The 13,885-nt window shown below is 66.8% G+C and carries 10 protein-coding genes; 6 read left to right on the plus strand and 4 right to left on the minus strand.

Features of this window, described 5'->3' with window-relative positions:
- Nucleotides 1–23: 23 nt before the first annotated feature.
- Nucleotides 24–473, plus strand: coding sequence for a low molecular weight protein-tyrosine-phosphatase (locus AC3WJI_RS17115; protein ID WP_492758504.1), 450 nt, complete (start codon nt 24–26; stop codon nt 471–473).
- A gap of 4 nt (nt 474–477) precedes the next feature.
- On the opposite strand, the gene AC3WJI_RS17120 is transcribed toward AC3WJI_RS17115, so the two are convergent.
- A complete protein-coding gene (locus tag AC3WJI_RS17120; RefSeq protein ID WP_492758492.1) occupies nt 478–1,584 on the minus strand; it encodes an MBL fold metallo-hydrolase in 1,107 nt (368 codons plus the stop codon).
- Nucleotides 1,585–2,212: 628 nt separating this feature from the next.
- Here AC3WJI_RS17120 and AC3WJI_RS17125 point away from each other — a divergent pair.
- The 4 genes from AC3WJI_RS17125 to AC3WJI_RS17140 all read left to right on the plus strand — a co-directional run bounded on the left by AC3WJI_RS17125 (nt 2,213) and on the right by AC3WJI_RS17140 (nt 10,363).
- On the plus strand, nt 2,213–4,699 hold the full coding sequence (locus AC3WJI_RS17125) for a TonB-dependent receptor domain-containing protein (RefSeq protein WP_492758493.1): 2,487 nt from the start codon (nt 2,213–2,215) through the stop codon (nt 4,697–4,699).
- A 118-nt stretch (nt 4,700–4,817) separates the two neighbouring features.
- Nucleotides 4,818–7,301, plus strand: a complete 2,484-nt coding sequence (locus AC3WJI_RS17130) for a TonB-dependent receptor domain-containing protein (RefSeq protein ID WP_492758494.1) — start codon at nt 4,818–4,820, stop codon at nt 7,299–7,301.
- An 88-nt stretch (nt 7,302–7,389) separates the two neighbouring features.
- A complete protein-coding gene (locus AC3WJI_RS17135) occupies nt 7,390–9,234 on the plus strand; it encodes a methyl-accepting chemotaxis protein (RefSeq protein WP_492758495.1) in 1,845 nt (614 codons plus the stop codon).
- A 94-nt stretch (nt 9,235–9,328) separates the two neighbouring features.
- The gene (locus AC3WJI_RS17140) at nt 9,329–10,363 is read left to right on the plus strand and encodes a DUF2332 domain-containing protein (RefSeq protein ID WP_492758496.1); all 1,035 of its coding nucleotides are present in this window, start codon (nt 9,329–9,331) and stop codon (nt 10,361–10,363) included.
- A gap of 100 nt (nt 10,364–10,463) precedes the next feature.
- Here AC3WJI_RS17140 and AC3WJI_RS17145 read toward each other — a convergent pair whose 3' ends face one another.
- The 3 genes from AC3WJI_RS17145 to AC3WJI_RS17155 form a co-directional block, all read right to left on the minus strand.
- Nucleotides 10,464–10,688, minus strand: a complete 225-nt coding sequence (locus tag AC3WJI_RS17145; RefSeq protein ID WP_492758497.1) for a hypothetical protein — start codon at nt 10,686–10,688, stop codon at nt 10,464–10,466.
- A 281-nt stretch (nt 10,689–10,969) separates the two neighbouring features.
- Nucleotides 10,970–12,196 carry a threonine synthase gene (locus AC3WJI_RS17150; RefSeq protein ID WP_492758498.1) on the minus strand — a complete coding sequence of 409 codons (1,227 nt, stop codon included), beginning with the start codon at nt 12,194–12,196 and terminating at the stop codon, nt 10,970–10,972.
- A 151-nt stretch (nt 12,197–12,347) separates the two neighbouring features.
- A complete protein-coding gene (locus AC3WJI_RS17155) occupies nt 12,348–13,187 on the minus strand; it encodes an endonuclease/exonuclease/phosphatase family protein (RefSeq protein WP_492758499.1) in 840 nt (279 codons plus the stop codon).
- Nucleotides 13,188–13,236: 49 nt separating this feature from the next.
- Between AC3WJI_RS17155 and hslV the strand changes: the two genes are divergently transcribed.
- A complete protein-coding gene (hslV, locus tag AC3WJI_RS17160; RefSeq protein ID WP_492758500.1) occupies nt 13,237–13,791 on the plus strand; it encodes an ATP-dependent protease subunit HslV in 555 nt (184 codons plus the stop codon).
- Nucleotides 13,792–13,885 lie beyond the last annotated feature (94 nt).

The following is a 13,885-nucleotide window of genomic DNA, read 5'->3' on the forward strand; positions in this document are numbered from 1 at the left end:
GATTTCCGCTGCGCCCGCCATCTCTGCTATTCGTCTGCCTCGGAAATATCTGCCGCTCGCCGCTGGCCGAGGCGGCGTTTCGCGAAGCGGCGCGGCGGGCGGGGCTGGAGGCGGTGGCGGAATCGGCTGGGACCGGCGAATGGCATATCGGCAAGCCGCCCGACCCGCGCAGCATCGCCGTCGCTTTGGCGCACGGCGTCGACCTGTCGGGGAAGCGCGCGCGGCGGGTGCGCGGCGACGATTTCACTCGGTTCGACCATATCCTCGCACTCGATCCGCAGAACTTGCTCGACCTGCACCGGATGGCGCCGCGGCGGAGCACCGCGCGGATCGCGCTGCTGATGGATCACGTCCCGGGCTGCGCCGGGCAGGCGGTACGCGATCCCTATTATGGCAACGCGAGCGACTTCGAAGCGGTATGGGCGCAGGTAAGCCGCGCCGCCGATGCCTTGGTGGCGATGCTCGAGGCGTGATGCATCAGCCCACCGCGAAGGTCAGCCGGTTTCCGACATAGGTGCGGACGACCTTGTCGGGCATCACCCGCAGCGCCTCCTGGATGAACACGTCGCCGGTGCAGTGCATCGGCACGATCCAGGCGGGGTCGATCGCCTTGAGCTCGGCGACGGTGCGCCGCGCCTCGTCCTCGGTGCGCGGGCGGACCAGATGGAAGCCGCCGACCACGGCATGGACCTTGTCGATCCCCGAGATCTTCTGCGCCTGGCGGATGCTGTTGATCACGCCGCGGTGGCTGCACGAAGCGATCACGACCAGGCCGAGGCCCTTGACCGCATAGCAGGTGGCGAGCTCGTGCTCGCCATCGTCGGGAAGCTGCGCGACGCCGCGCTTCTCGGGCGCCAATCCAGCAAGGTCGCAGCCCTTGCCGGGACGCATCTGGGTGGGGATCGCCGCGCGCTCGAAGCTGGCGAGCGGGATCTTGCCGGTGGTGAAGGCCTGGTCCTCGATCACTGCTGGCTCGGGCGCGATGCGCACCGCGAAGCCGGCGTGGGCAAGCGCGGTGCGATCGAGTGCGCCCATCAGCGGCGGCGGCGTGCCGACCAGCGCCAGTCGCTCGCAGAACACTTCCTCGCCGCCGACATAGAGCGGCACCGGCCGCCGCCGCGCCTCGGCACCGAACACGCCGGCGAACCCGCCATAATGATCGAGATGCCCGTGGCTGAGCACCGCGGCGTCGAGATCCGAGAGATCGATCCCGAGCAATGCGAGGTTGTTGCGCAGCGTTTCCGGCGAATAGCCGAAATCGACGAGCACGCGCGCGGTGCGTCCGCTGCGCTGCGAGGTGGCGAGCAGCGACAGCCCGAACTCGGCCTGCAGCGCCCGGCGCGACATGGTTGGGCTAGCGGGGCCGCGGCCGCCGTTGCGGGCTAGCCTCAGCCCCGGCCGGTCGAAATCGGGGAGGAACGGGCCGAAGACCGCATTGTCGACCAGCACCTGCAGCTCGAGGGTGTCGACCATAGGAATCGTCGGCTCCGCGGGGCGCGCGAACACCGCGGTGGCGAGCCCCGCCGCCCCTGCGCCGAGCAACGCCCGGCGAGCGATCGGGAAAGCGTCGGTCGGCAGCTTCATCGGCGTCCCTCCGGTTCGGGTCGCCACAGGGTGCCTGCGCGGGAAGACAGAGGCAAGCGGCACGAGGACTATTGCCGGTCCTGTCGCGCAGCTGTTCGGATCGATTTGTCGGTTGCGGGGTCGATCCGCGCTGCAGCCTTGAGGCTCTCACTCTTCAAGCCGCTCTTTTCCGCGCTTGGCGAGCGCACGCTCAGCAGGCCCTCGCGTAGACGGCGATGGTTAACATAGACCTTCGTGAGCCTCAGATAAAATGCGGTAGCGGCCACCTCCTCCCCAGAGAACGGCGTCCATCCGACAGGGCAATATTGGTAAATTCGAAAAGATCGGCGGCGGATCGCTTCCGCTCCTTCCTATAACGGATCATCATAAAAATATTCGTCTGGGAGCATTACGAGATCACATCGAGACCTTTCCTTCAGCGCCGCGCACATTTTTGATGGCCGCGCATGCCGGGGCGATATTTGTGAGCTCCGGCGAACCAAATTTCTGATTTCCACTCGCGATTTCTGAACCAACCTCCGACCGCGTCTGCGCGGCCCGGAACCTACGCTCGTGTCCCGCGCATGCGGAGCGCGCCGCCACATACCCCGAGCGCGTCAGAAGACCGCTCCAGCAAGGTTAGAACGACATGAAGAAGTATCTCCTCGCGGCCGTCGCGCCGTTCGCTCTGGTTTCCCCCGCGCTCGCCAAGGACGCGCCGGCAGCCCCCGCCTCGCAGGAAGCCGAGGCCGCGCCCAAGAAGGCCGGCAACGAAGAAGTCTTTTCGACCGGCGTCGCCAAGGGCCGCGACCGTCTCGACAGCGCCACCTCGACCAGCGCGCTGCGCGCCAGCGAGATCGACAAGATCGGCGCGCGCTCGATCGCCGAGATCCTCCGCGACGTACCCGGCATCCGCGCCGAAGCCTCGACCGGCGAGGGCAGCGCCAACATCACGATCCGCGGCCTGCCGATCGCGTCGAGCGGCGCCAAGTTCCTGCAGCTCCAGGAAGACGGCCTGCCGATCCTCGAATTCGGCGACATCGCCTTCGCCACTGCCGACACCTTCCTCCGCGCGGACCTCAACCTCGCCGCGGTCGAAGCGATCCGCGGCGGCTCGGCCTCGACCTTCGCGTCGAACTCGCCGGGCGGCATCGTCAACTTCATCTCGAAGACCGGCGACACCGACGGCGGCGCCGTCCAGCTCTCGACGGGCCTCGACTATGACATGCGCCGCATCGACTTCGATTACGGCGCGCACATCAGCCCGACCTTGCGCTTCCATGTCGGCGGCTTCTACCGCGACGGCGAGGGACCGCGCGCGACCGGGTTCAACTCGACCCGCGGCGGCCAGATCAAGCTGAACATCACCAAGGAGTTCGATGGCGGCTATATCCGGTTTTACGGCAAGTACATGGACGACATCACCCCGGCGTACGACATCACCGCGCTGGGGGTGAGCGGGACCAACGAGAACCCGGTCTACAAGAACATTGCCGGCTATGACGCGCGTCATGACTCGCTGTTCTCGAAGAACTTCCAGAGCCTGCTGACGCTGGACGGCAACAACCAGCCGGTGCGCGACGACGTCACCGCTGGTCAGCACCCGATCGTCAAGTCGGTCGGCGTGGAGAGCAAGTTCGAAGTCGCTGGCTTCGACATCACCGAGCGCTTCCGCTACGCCGACATGTCCAACCACTATATGGGCATCTATTACGCGCAGTTCGTCCCCGCGGCGGCGATGCCGGCGGCGTTCGGCGTCCCGACCGGTCGGCTGCGTTATGCGAGCGGCCCGAACGCCGGCCAGGCCGTCGCCAGCCCAACCACGCTCAACGGCAACGGCATCGGCGCGCTGCTGATGGTCGCCGACACCGACCTGCATGACCTGACCAACGTCACCAACGACATCCGCGCCAGCCGCGTGTGGAACGTCGGCGGCAACGACCTGACCACCACGGTCGGCCTGTACAGCTCGCACCAGACGATCGACAGCGACTGGAACTGGGTCTCGGTGCTCAGCGGCGTGGCGAGCGACGGCAACGCGCAGCTGCTGGACATCGTCACCCCGACCGGCGTCAAGGTCACCCAGGACGGCACGCTGCGTTACGGCTCGCCGACCAACCCGGCGCAGTTCAACCGCGGCTACCATCTCGGCTACACCACCAACGCGCCGTTCGCCTCGGCCAACCTCAAGCTCGGCAACGTCGCGATCGGCGGCTCGCTCCGCTACGATTTCGGCAAGGCGAGCGGCACGGTGCTCGGCTACGATCTCGGCGGCGGCCGCATCGGCACCGGCGCGAAGGACGTCAATGGGGACGGCGTGATCTCGGTTCCCGAGATGCAGGTCGCGCTGCTGCCGCTCGGCAGCCCCGCCCCGGTCGACTATACCTATGGCTATCTGAGCTACTCGGTCGGGGTGAACTGGCGCATTGCGGAGCCGCTCGCGGTGTTCGCGCGCTACAGCCGCGGCGGCCGCGCCAATGCCGACCGCATCCAGTTCAGCCCGTTCATCAGCGCGACCGATGGCAGCCTGGTGAACAAGGAAACCGATGTCGACACGGTGCATCAGGCCGAGGCGGGGGTTAAGTACCGCAACGACAATCTGACGCTCAACCTGACCGGCTTCTGGGCCAAGGCCGAGGATTCGAACCTCGACTCGATCACCGGCGCGCCGCTGCTGCGCGACTATAAGGCGATCGGCGCCGAGTTCGAGGGCGGCTATCGGATGGGCATCTTCAGCCTCACCGCGGGTGCCACCTATACCGACGCCGAGATCAGCCATGACCAGATCACCCCGGCGATCAGCGGCAACACGCCGCAGCATCAGGCACACTTCATCTTCCAGGCGACGCCGCAGATCACCACCGACATGTTCAGCGTCGGCGCTGTGATCGTCGGCACCACCGGCAGCTATGCGACTGCGACCAACACGTTGAAGGTGCCGGGCTACGTCACCACCAACGCGTTCGTCCAGTTCCGGCCGCTCGACCGGGTGACCCTGGCGGTCAATGCCAGCAACCTGTTCGACAAGCTCGCGATCACGGCGATCGACGATGCGGTGATCCCGGCGACGGGCGTGGCGCGTGCGCATGTCCTCAACGGACGCACGATCTCGGCATCGGTCCGCTTCGACTTCTGACCGAGACGCATCCGGGCCGCCGGTGGGCGGCCCGGAACTTCACATTTTCCAAGGCCCTGGGGGGGGCCGTTACCAATCGGCGTCGTGCGGCGGCGCCTATAACGAAGGGTCGTGTCCTATGAAGAAGTATCTGTTGTTGTCGGTGGCGCCGTTCGCGCTCGCCACGCCGGCCTTGGCAGGCGACAAGCCCGCTGCGCCCGCAGAGCCCAAGGCCGAGGCGCCCGCGCCCGTCCAGGAGAAGGAAGTCTTCTCGACCGGTGTCGCCAAGGGCCGCGACATTCTCGACAGCGCGATCTCGACGAGCTCGCTGAAGGAAGCCGAAGTCCAGAAGCTCGGCGCACGCTCGCTCGGCGAGATCCTGCGCCAGCTCCCCGGCATCCGCGTCGAGGCGGCGTCGGGCGAAGGCAATTCCAACTACACCATCCGCGGTCTTCCGCTCGCCTCGGGCGGCTCGAAGTACATGCAGATCGAGGAAGACGGCCTGCCCGTGCTCGAGTTCGGCGACATCTTCAACGCCGGTTCGGACGTGTTCCTGCGCGCCGACCTCAACCTCGCCGCGATCGAAGCCATCCGCGGCGGTTCGGCTTCGACCTTCGCGTCGAACTCGCCGGGCGGCGTGATCAACCTCATCTCGAAGACCGGCGATGCCGAGGGCGGCACGGTCGAGGCGACCACCGGCCTGAACTATGGCGAAAAGCGCGTCGACTTCGAATATGGCACCAAGCTCAGCGACGATCTGCGCTTCCATGTCGGCGGCTTCTTCCGCAGCGGCGAAGGCCCGCGCGACATCGGCTATACCGGCTATCGCGGCGGCCAGTTCAAGTTCAACGTCACCCGCTCGTTCAACAACGGCTTCGTCCGCCTCTACGGCAAGCTGCTGGACGACCGCTCGCCGCAATATGTCCCGGCACCGGTCCTGATCAGCGGCACCAACGACAAGCCCGAGTTTCACCAGGTTGCGAACTTCGACCCGCGCAAGGACGCGCTGAACTCGAGCTACGTCGGCACCTTCCTCACGCTCGACCGCGACAACCAGCCGGTTGCCGAGGATTTTCACAAGGGGATGCACGCCATCTCCAAGTCGGTCGGTCTCGAGGCGCAGTTCGAAGTCGCCGGCTGGAGCATCACCGAGCGCGCGCGTTACTCGGCCAATTCGGGTGATCTCTACCGCATCGTTCCCGGCGCGGTCAGCACCGCCGCGGCGATCGCGACTCTCATAGGCGGCCCGGGCTCGACGCTGAGCTATGCCAGCGGGCCGAACGCCGGCCAGGCGATCACCAGCCCGACGACGCTCAACGGCAACGGCCTGCTCGCCGCCGACTTCCTCGCCAAGGTCAAGCTGCATTCGCTCGACAACTTCACCAACGATCTGCGCGCCAACCGGATGTGGAAGGTGGGCGGCGGCGAGCTGACGGTCACCGCCGGCGTCTACAAGACGTTGCAGACGATCGACATGGACTGGCTCTACTCGACTGCGATCCAGGACGTCGTGGGCGGCGGCAACGCCGCGCTGATCGACGTGCGCAACGCAGCTGGCACCCTGATGACGCAGAACGGCTATTCCGCCTTCTCGGTCCAGAACTCGGGCGCTCTGCTGCACCGCGCCTATGACGTCGATTACGACATCACGGCACCCTATGGCTCGGTCAATTTCCGTTTCGGCCAGGTGGCGATCGGCGGCAGCGTCCGCTACGATATCGGCAGCGTCAACGGCAGGGTGTTCGGCGCCGATCTGGGCGGCGGGCGTGCGGGGGTCACGTCGGTCGACTTCAACCGTGACGGCGTGATTTCGCCGGCCGAACGCCAGACCGCGATGCTTCCGCTGACCCAGCCCTCGCCGGTCAATTACGACTATAAGTATCTCAGCTATTCGACCGGCATCAACTGGCGCATCGCCGAGGAACTGGCGGTGTTCGCCCGCTACAGCCGCGGCGCCCGCGCCAATGCCGACAAGATCCTGTTCACCCCGTCGGTCAACCCGAACAGCGGCGGCTTGGTCAACGACAAGGCTGCCTATGACACGGTGCGCCAGCTCGAGGGCGGCGTGAAGTTCCGCCAGGCGGGCGTCGCGCTCAACCTGGTCGGCTTCCTCGCTAATTCGGACGACCACAATATCCAGTCGGGCACCGGCCTCGGCACCGCGCGCACCTATCGCGCTTATGGTGCCGAGTTCGAGGGCAGCGTCCGCAAGGGGCCGTTCAGCCTCAACGCCGGCGCGACCTGGACCAAGTCGAAGATCACCGAGGATATGCTCAACGCGGCGATCACCGGGCTCGAGCCGCGCCACCAGCCGGAATTCACCTTCCAGCTGATGCCGCAGGTCGACACCAAATGGGCAACCTTCGGCGCCAGCTCGGTCACCGTGACCAAGAGCTATGCGCAGGATACCGACCTGCTGCGCATGCCCGGCTTCACGGTGGTCAACGCCTTCGTGCAGTTCCACCCGACCGAGAACGTCCAGCTGAGCGTGAACGCGAACAACCTGTTCAACACGCTGGGCTATTTCGAGATCTCGCAGGCGACGATTCCGGCCAACGGCATCGGCTACGGCCGTGCGGTCAACGGCCGCACCATCTCGAGCTCGCTGCGCTTCTCGTTCTGAGGCGCAACGAAAACGATGGCATTGGGCCGCTTCCTCCGGGGAGCGGCCTATAATGCACATGAAAAACTAGATGAGCAGAGTAGCGAACATGCTGAAGTCGATGAAAATCCCGAGGAAGCTGGGTCTGTCGTTCCTGACGGTCTGCGCGACGGCGGCGATCGTCATGCTGGTGTTCTACACCAACATCTCGTCGATCCGCAGCACGACCGACGCGAACAATCTCAGCCAGGAAATCCACGCCAAGACCCAGGCGCTGGAGACCGCCCTGCTGCGGCAGAACAGCCAGTTCCGCGGGTTCCTCGTGACCGCGGACGAGACCTATCTCAAGTCGTACGACGAAGGTCGCGACGATTACGACAAGGCCTCGACCGAGCTCGAAGCGATGCTCGTCGAGCCGGCGCAGAAGGAGGCTCTGCTCAAGTCGCGCGAGGAAACCCTCAAGTGGCGCAAGGAATGGGGCGATCGCCTGATCGCCAAGGTCAAGGCCGGCCAGCAAGAGGGCGCAGAGGCCGATGTCCGCGCCGCCGGCAAGGCCGTGCTGACCAGCGCTGCCGTGCTTCCCCTGCGTGAGATCAAGGACGCCCAGACCAAGCTCATCGAAGAGAATGGTGCGCGCCAGGAAGGCGCCATCAAGAGCGCTTTGTTCGTGCTCGTCGTCGGCGCGATCGCGCTGATCGGCATCGCGATCACGCTCGCCATGATGCTGACCGGTCTGATCGCCAAGCCCGTGAGCGCACTGACCAAGACCATGGCCGACCTGGCTGCCGGCAAGAACGACATCTCCGTGCCCGAGACCGATCGCGCCGACGAGCTGGGCGACATGGCACGCGCCGTGCTGGTGTTCCGCGACGCCGCTGTTGCCAAGCACGCCGCCGAGGCTGCCAACGCCCGCGCCGAAGCCGAGCAGAAGATGGTCGTCGAGACGGTGTCGGCGCAGCTCTCCGAGCTCGCCAACGGCAATCTCACCGCCGAGATCAACCGCGACTTCCCGGGCGACTATGCGACCGTGAAGACCAACTTCAACGCCGCGGTGTCCGAGCTGCGCAGCCTGATCGGCACCGTGATGCAGAGCGCATCGACGATCCGCGACGGTTCGAACGAGATCGCCCAGGCGTCCGAGGATCTCGCCCGCCGCACCGAAGCCAATGCCGCGAGCCTCGAGCAGACCTCGGCCGCGGTCACCCAGATGGACGGCCGTCTCAAGGCGACCGCCGCCTCGGCAGGCCGCACGGTCGAGCGCGCCGACGGCGCTATCGCCACGGTTTCGGGCGGTCGTGCGATCGCCGACGAGGCGGTCCAGGCAATGGGTCGCGTCGCAGAGGGTGCCAAGGGCATCGATAGCGTCATCGAAGGCCTCGACAAGATCGCCTTCCAGACGCGGGTTCTCGCGATGAACGCCGCGGTCGAGGCAGGCCGCGCGGGCGAGGCAGGCCGCGGCTTCGCAGTCGTCGCCGACCTCGTGTCCGCGCTCGCGATGCGCTCGGAAGAAGAAGCCGCCCGTGCCCGCGACCAGCTGACCGCAACCCAGACCGACATCGTCGCGGCGGTGGAGATGGTCAGCAAGGTCGACGGCGCACTCGCCGATATCTCGGGCGACGTCGGCGAGGTCCATCAGCTGCTCGGCCAAATGGCGAGCGACAACCAGGCCCAGTCGACCGCGATCACCGAGATCAGCATCGCGATCGGCACGATGGACCAGTCGACCCAGCAGAATGCCGCGATGGTCGAGCAGACCTCGGCCGCTGCACGCAACCTGTCGGGCGAAGTCGCCGCGCTCAGCGAGCAGGCGTCGCGGTTCAACGTCGGCTCGTCGGGCTCCGTCCGTCCGAGCAAGACCCAGGCCCGCTTCGATGGTCCCGTCAAGCAATTGCCCGTCGCCGCGGTGGCCGCGCTCAAGCGCACCAACAGCCACGACGACTGGCAGTCCTTCTGAGCCGGTGTCGGACCGCAGCTCCCCGCCGGAGCGGCGGCCCGAAGCTCAATCTAGCGTAACCTCGTCGGACGCCACATCCGACGACCGGAGGAATATGACCGACAATCTTGCGACTCGGGGCGAGTTTGCGCGCCAGGCGGACATTGCGCGCGCGCTGGGCTCGCCATTCGTCGCTTCGGTGCTCGAAGCCGGCGAGCGGCACCTCCGCCGCGCGCCGCGCACCGCCGCACTGATCGAGAGCTGGCCGGGCGATCCTTCGGCGGCGGCGCTGGCGATGCGGTTCAACGCCGCGATCCACGCATTGGCACGGCGAGGGCGCCCACAGCGGCTCGAGACCTTGTACAAGCGTCAGCATGACGATTTCGACGGCGCGCTCTGCGCCGCCTTGGTCAGCGAAGACGAATTCATCGCGCACTGGATGCGCCAGCCCACCCAGACCAACGAAGTCAACCGCGCCGCGGCGATCCTGTCGGCGCTGATGGTCGCGGGCGCGCAGTTCGGTCTGCCGTTCGAGTTGCTCGAGCTGGGATCGAGCGCGGGGCTCAACCTCAACCTCGCGCGCTACGCGTATGACCTAGGCGGCGTGCGCGCGGGGACGCCGGGCTCGGCAGTGCAGATCGCGCCGACTTGGCACGGCGCGCCGCCACCCCAGGTGACGATCGAGGTGCTCGCGGCCCAGGGCGTCGACCTCTACCCGCTCGACGTCGCCGACGAAGCGACGCGCGACCGATTGCTGTCGTTCGTCTTCGCCGACCAGCCGGCGCGTGCCGAGCGGCTGCAGAACGCGATCGCGGTCGCACAGCAGCATCCGCCGCAGATCACCCGCGCCGACGCGGTGTCGTGGCTCGCCGAGCAGCTCGTCGTGCCGCAGGCCGAAGGGCGCTGCCGCGTGGTGTTCCATTCGATGGTGCTGCAATATCTGAGCGCAGACGACCGCAAGGCCGCGACCGACCTGATCGCCGCGGCCGGCGCACGCGCGACGCCCGAGCGTCCGGTGGCCTGGATCAGCTTCGAATGGACGCCCAACCGCAGCGAAGTCCAATTGTGGCTGACCCTATGGCCGACCGGCGAGGCACGCCATTTGGCGACCTGCCATCCCTACGGCACCTCGATCGAGTGGCACGGTTGACAGGCTTGCGGGACAACTGCCCCAATAAACGATAACCTAGTTCACCTCCTCCGGTGCTTGGATAGAAGCTGTTGAGCAGAGGTTGAGCGCCATCCTGCGGTCAATTCTCCACCTGCTGGCGGTACGGGCGTGGCAGCGCCGGTGACGCCGAGGCCTCGATGCGCATGAGCGGTCGCACCTCTTCGGAGTCGAGGTGGCCGCCGACTGCCGCATCGGCGATTGCAGGCGCATACGTTGGCGTGTGGCGCCATGGGGCAAACCGTAGGCGCTGCTGATTTCGGCGGTCGCTTTCCTTCGGAACAATGATCTTGTCTACAACGTCCATCACGATGAGGTGAGTAGCGCCATCCAAGTCTGGGTACGGAGAGATCATAACCTCGAACGCCCCGAGACTTTCCGCATCGTGCTGCTCGATCCGCTAGCCTCCGCTGCCTGGGATCGTCGCAGCGCAGGGCCCGTAAGCGGCTTGCGGGCGCGAAATCGCACGCCAAAGTCCCTCGACATGGAAAGCAGAATGGTAATGGACCGTCGATGACGTCATCGAACGGTCTGGTGGAGGTCGCCAGCCAACTGACATGGGCTCCTGCTTCCGCAGGGGCACCATGTCTACAGGCTCGCCCAATCCACCGGCGCGTGCCGACCGAGAAACCGCGACTGGTCCGCCAGCGGGTATTTGAGCCCGGTCGCGCAGTTGAACAGAACGATCTTTTCCTCCGCGCGGACCAGCCCATCCGTCAGCGCCGCACGATATGCCGCCAGCGTCGCGCCCCCCTCCGGGCAGAGCAGCAGCCCGTCCTTCTTGCCCGCGTCCTCGACCGCCTGAATCAAAGCCGCATCGCTCACCGCGAGCGCCTTGCCGCCGCTCGCGCGCACCGCGTCGAGGATCAGGAAGTCGCCCACCGCCTGCGGCACGCGGATCCCCGCCGCCACAGTATGCGCATCCTCCCAGCGCGTGGCATGGCGCTCGCCGGCCTCGAACGCGCGCACGATCGGCGCGCAGCCCTCGGCCTGGACGGCGTACATGCGCGGGCGCTTGCTGCCGATCCAGCCGAGCGCCTCCATCTCGTCGAACGCCTTCCACATGCCGATCAGCCCGGTGCCGCCGCCGGTGGGGTAGAAGATCGCGTCGGGCAGCTCCCAGCCGAATTGCTCGGCGAGTTCGAGGCCCATCGTCTTCTTGCCTTCGATCCGATACGGCTCCTTGAGCGTCGACAGGTCGAACCAGCCGCGCTTCTCCTTGCCGGCGCCGACGATCTTCCCGCAATCGTCGATCAGTCCGTTGACGCGGTACACCCGCGCGCCCTGCGCGGCGATCTCGCGGACGTTGATCTCGGGGGTGTCGTCGGGACAGAAGATCACCGCCTCGATCCCGGCGCGCGCCGCATAGGCCGCCGCCGCGGCGCCGGCATTGCCGTTGGTCGGCATCGCGATCGTGGTGACGCCCAATTCCTTGGCCATCGCGATCGCCATCACCAGCCCGCGCGCCTTGAACGAGCCCGTCGGCAGCCGAGCCTCGTCCTTGACCCAGACATTGCCGGGCTCCTTTTCGAGCGGGACGATCGGCGTCGCGGTCTCGCCGAGGCTGACGATGTTGGCGGTATGCCGCACCGGCAACAGCTCGCGATATTTCCACAGGTCCGCAGGGCGCGCGGCGAGCGTCTCGCGGGTCAGTGCGGCCTTCACGCCTTCCAGGTCGTAGCGCACCAGCAGCGGCCGTCCGACGCGGGACAGGCCGTGCAGCTGGTCGGCCTCGTAGCGCTCGCCGGTCATCGAGCATTCGAGATGGCTGACGAAGGTGGGACGGTCGGAGGTGAGGTTGTCGTCGTGGCGCATTGCTGGAAAGTCCTTCCGCCTCAATTTTCATGTTCCCCGGCGAAGGCCGGGGCCCAGGTTCGACGCAGTCGCGCGCGGAGTACTGCTCCCCGATCCGCGTGCAACTGGGCCCCGGCCTTCGCCGGGGAACAAGGACTGCTCTGGCGCCCGTTCAGCGCCGCGTCCAGCCCAGCTCCGCCAGCACCGGGAAGTGGTCCGACGTCTGCACCTCGCCCTGGTGATCGGTCACCGTTTCCACCCGCTTCGCGACGAACCCGCGCGTGAAGATCCAGTCGATCCGCTTTTCCGCCACCCCGGTGAAGCCGTGGAAGGTCTTGTCCGGCCCCACCCGCTTGGGCGCCGCCACCCGCGCGTCGGTGAGCCGGGCGCTCAGCGTCCGGTAGGTCGGGGTTCCCGGCACGGTGTTGAAGTCGCCGGTGAGCACCACCGGCAGGTCGCCCGCGATCGCCTTGATGCGCTCCAGCACCAAAGCCGCACCCTTCTCGCGCGCACCTTCGTCCTGCTCGCGGTGCGGGAGGTGGGTGTCGAACGCGTAGAAGCGCCTTTTGCCCCGGATCGTCTCGAACAGACCCCAGGTCGCCAGCCGCGGCAGATCGGCGCCCCAGGCCGAACTGCCCGGGACCTCAGGCGTCTCCGACAGCCAGAAATTTCCCGAATCGATCAGCCGCAGTCGATCGGTGCGGTAGAAGATTCCCATATGCTCGTCTTCATCGCCGCCGCGCCGGCCGACGCCGAACCAGGCATAGCCCTTCAGCCGCGACGCGAGGAAATCGCCCTGCAGCTTGAGCAGCTCCTGCGTCCCTATCAGGTCGGGCGCGGTCCGTTCGAGCATCGCCGCGGTGACTTCGCGGCGCTTGCTCCACGCATTGGCGCCGTCGCTCTCATTGGCGTAGCGGATGTTGAAGCTCATCACTCTGAGCGGCGCCTGCGCCCAGGCAGGCACGCCCGCGCCCAGCAGCATCGCCAACGCCAGTCCCACGATCAACCGCATTCCCAACTCCCCTTTGCGCAGCCGAAACGGCTCCCCATATCGCCGCCCTATGAGCAACAACAGCAATGCGTGGCACGGCACGACAATCCTCTCCGTGCGCAAATCGGGCAAGGTGGTCATCGCGGGCGACGGGCAGGTCTCGGCGGGCAATACCGTGATGAAGCCCAATGCCCGCAAAGTGCGACCGCTCGGTGACGGCAAGGTCATCGCCGGTTTCGCCGGCGCGACCGCCGACGCCTTCACCCTGTTCGAGCGGCTCGAAGCCAAGCTCGAGCGCCACCAGGGCCAGCTGCTCCGCGCCGCGGTCGAGCTCGCCAAGGACTGGCGCACCGACAAATATCTCCGCAACCTCGAGGCGATGCTGATCGTCGCCGACAAGGACGTGACCCTGGTGGTCACCGGCAATGGCGACGTGCTCGAGCCCGAGGGCGGCGTCGCCGCGATCGGCTCGGGCGGCAATTTCGCCCTCGCCGCGGCGCGCGCGCTGGTCGATTACGAGACCGATGCCGAGAAGATCGCACGGTCGGCAATGAAGATCGCCGGCGAATTGTGCGTCTACACCAATGACCGGCTGACCGTGGAGACGCTGGACTCGGCGAACTAAGTCCCCTTCCGCTTGCGGGAGGGGTTAGGGGGAGGGGCCGTCCTCCTCGACGCCGCCCGCGACTGGTATCCCCTCCCCCGACCCCTCCCGCAAG

The organism is Sphingomonas sp. FW306-1B-B10E (genome assembly GCF_058782005.1).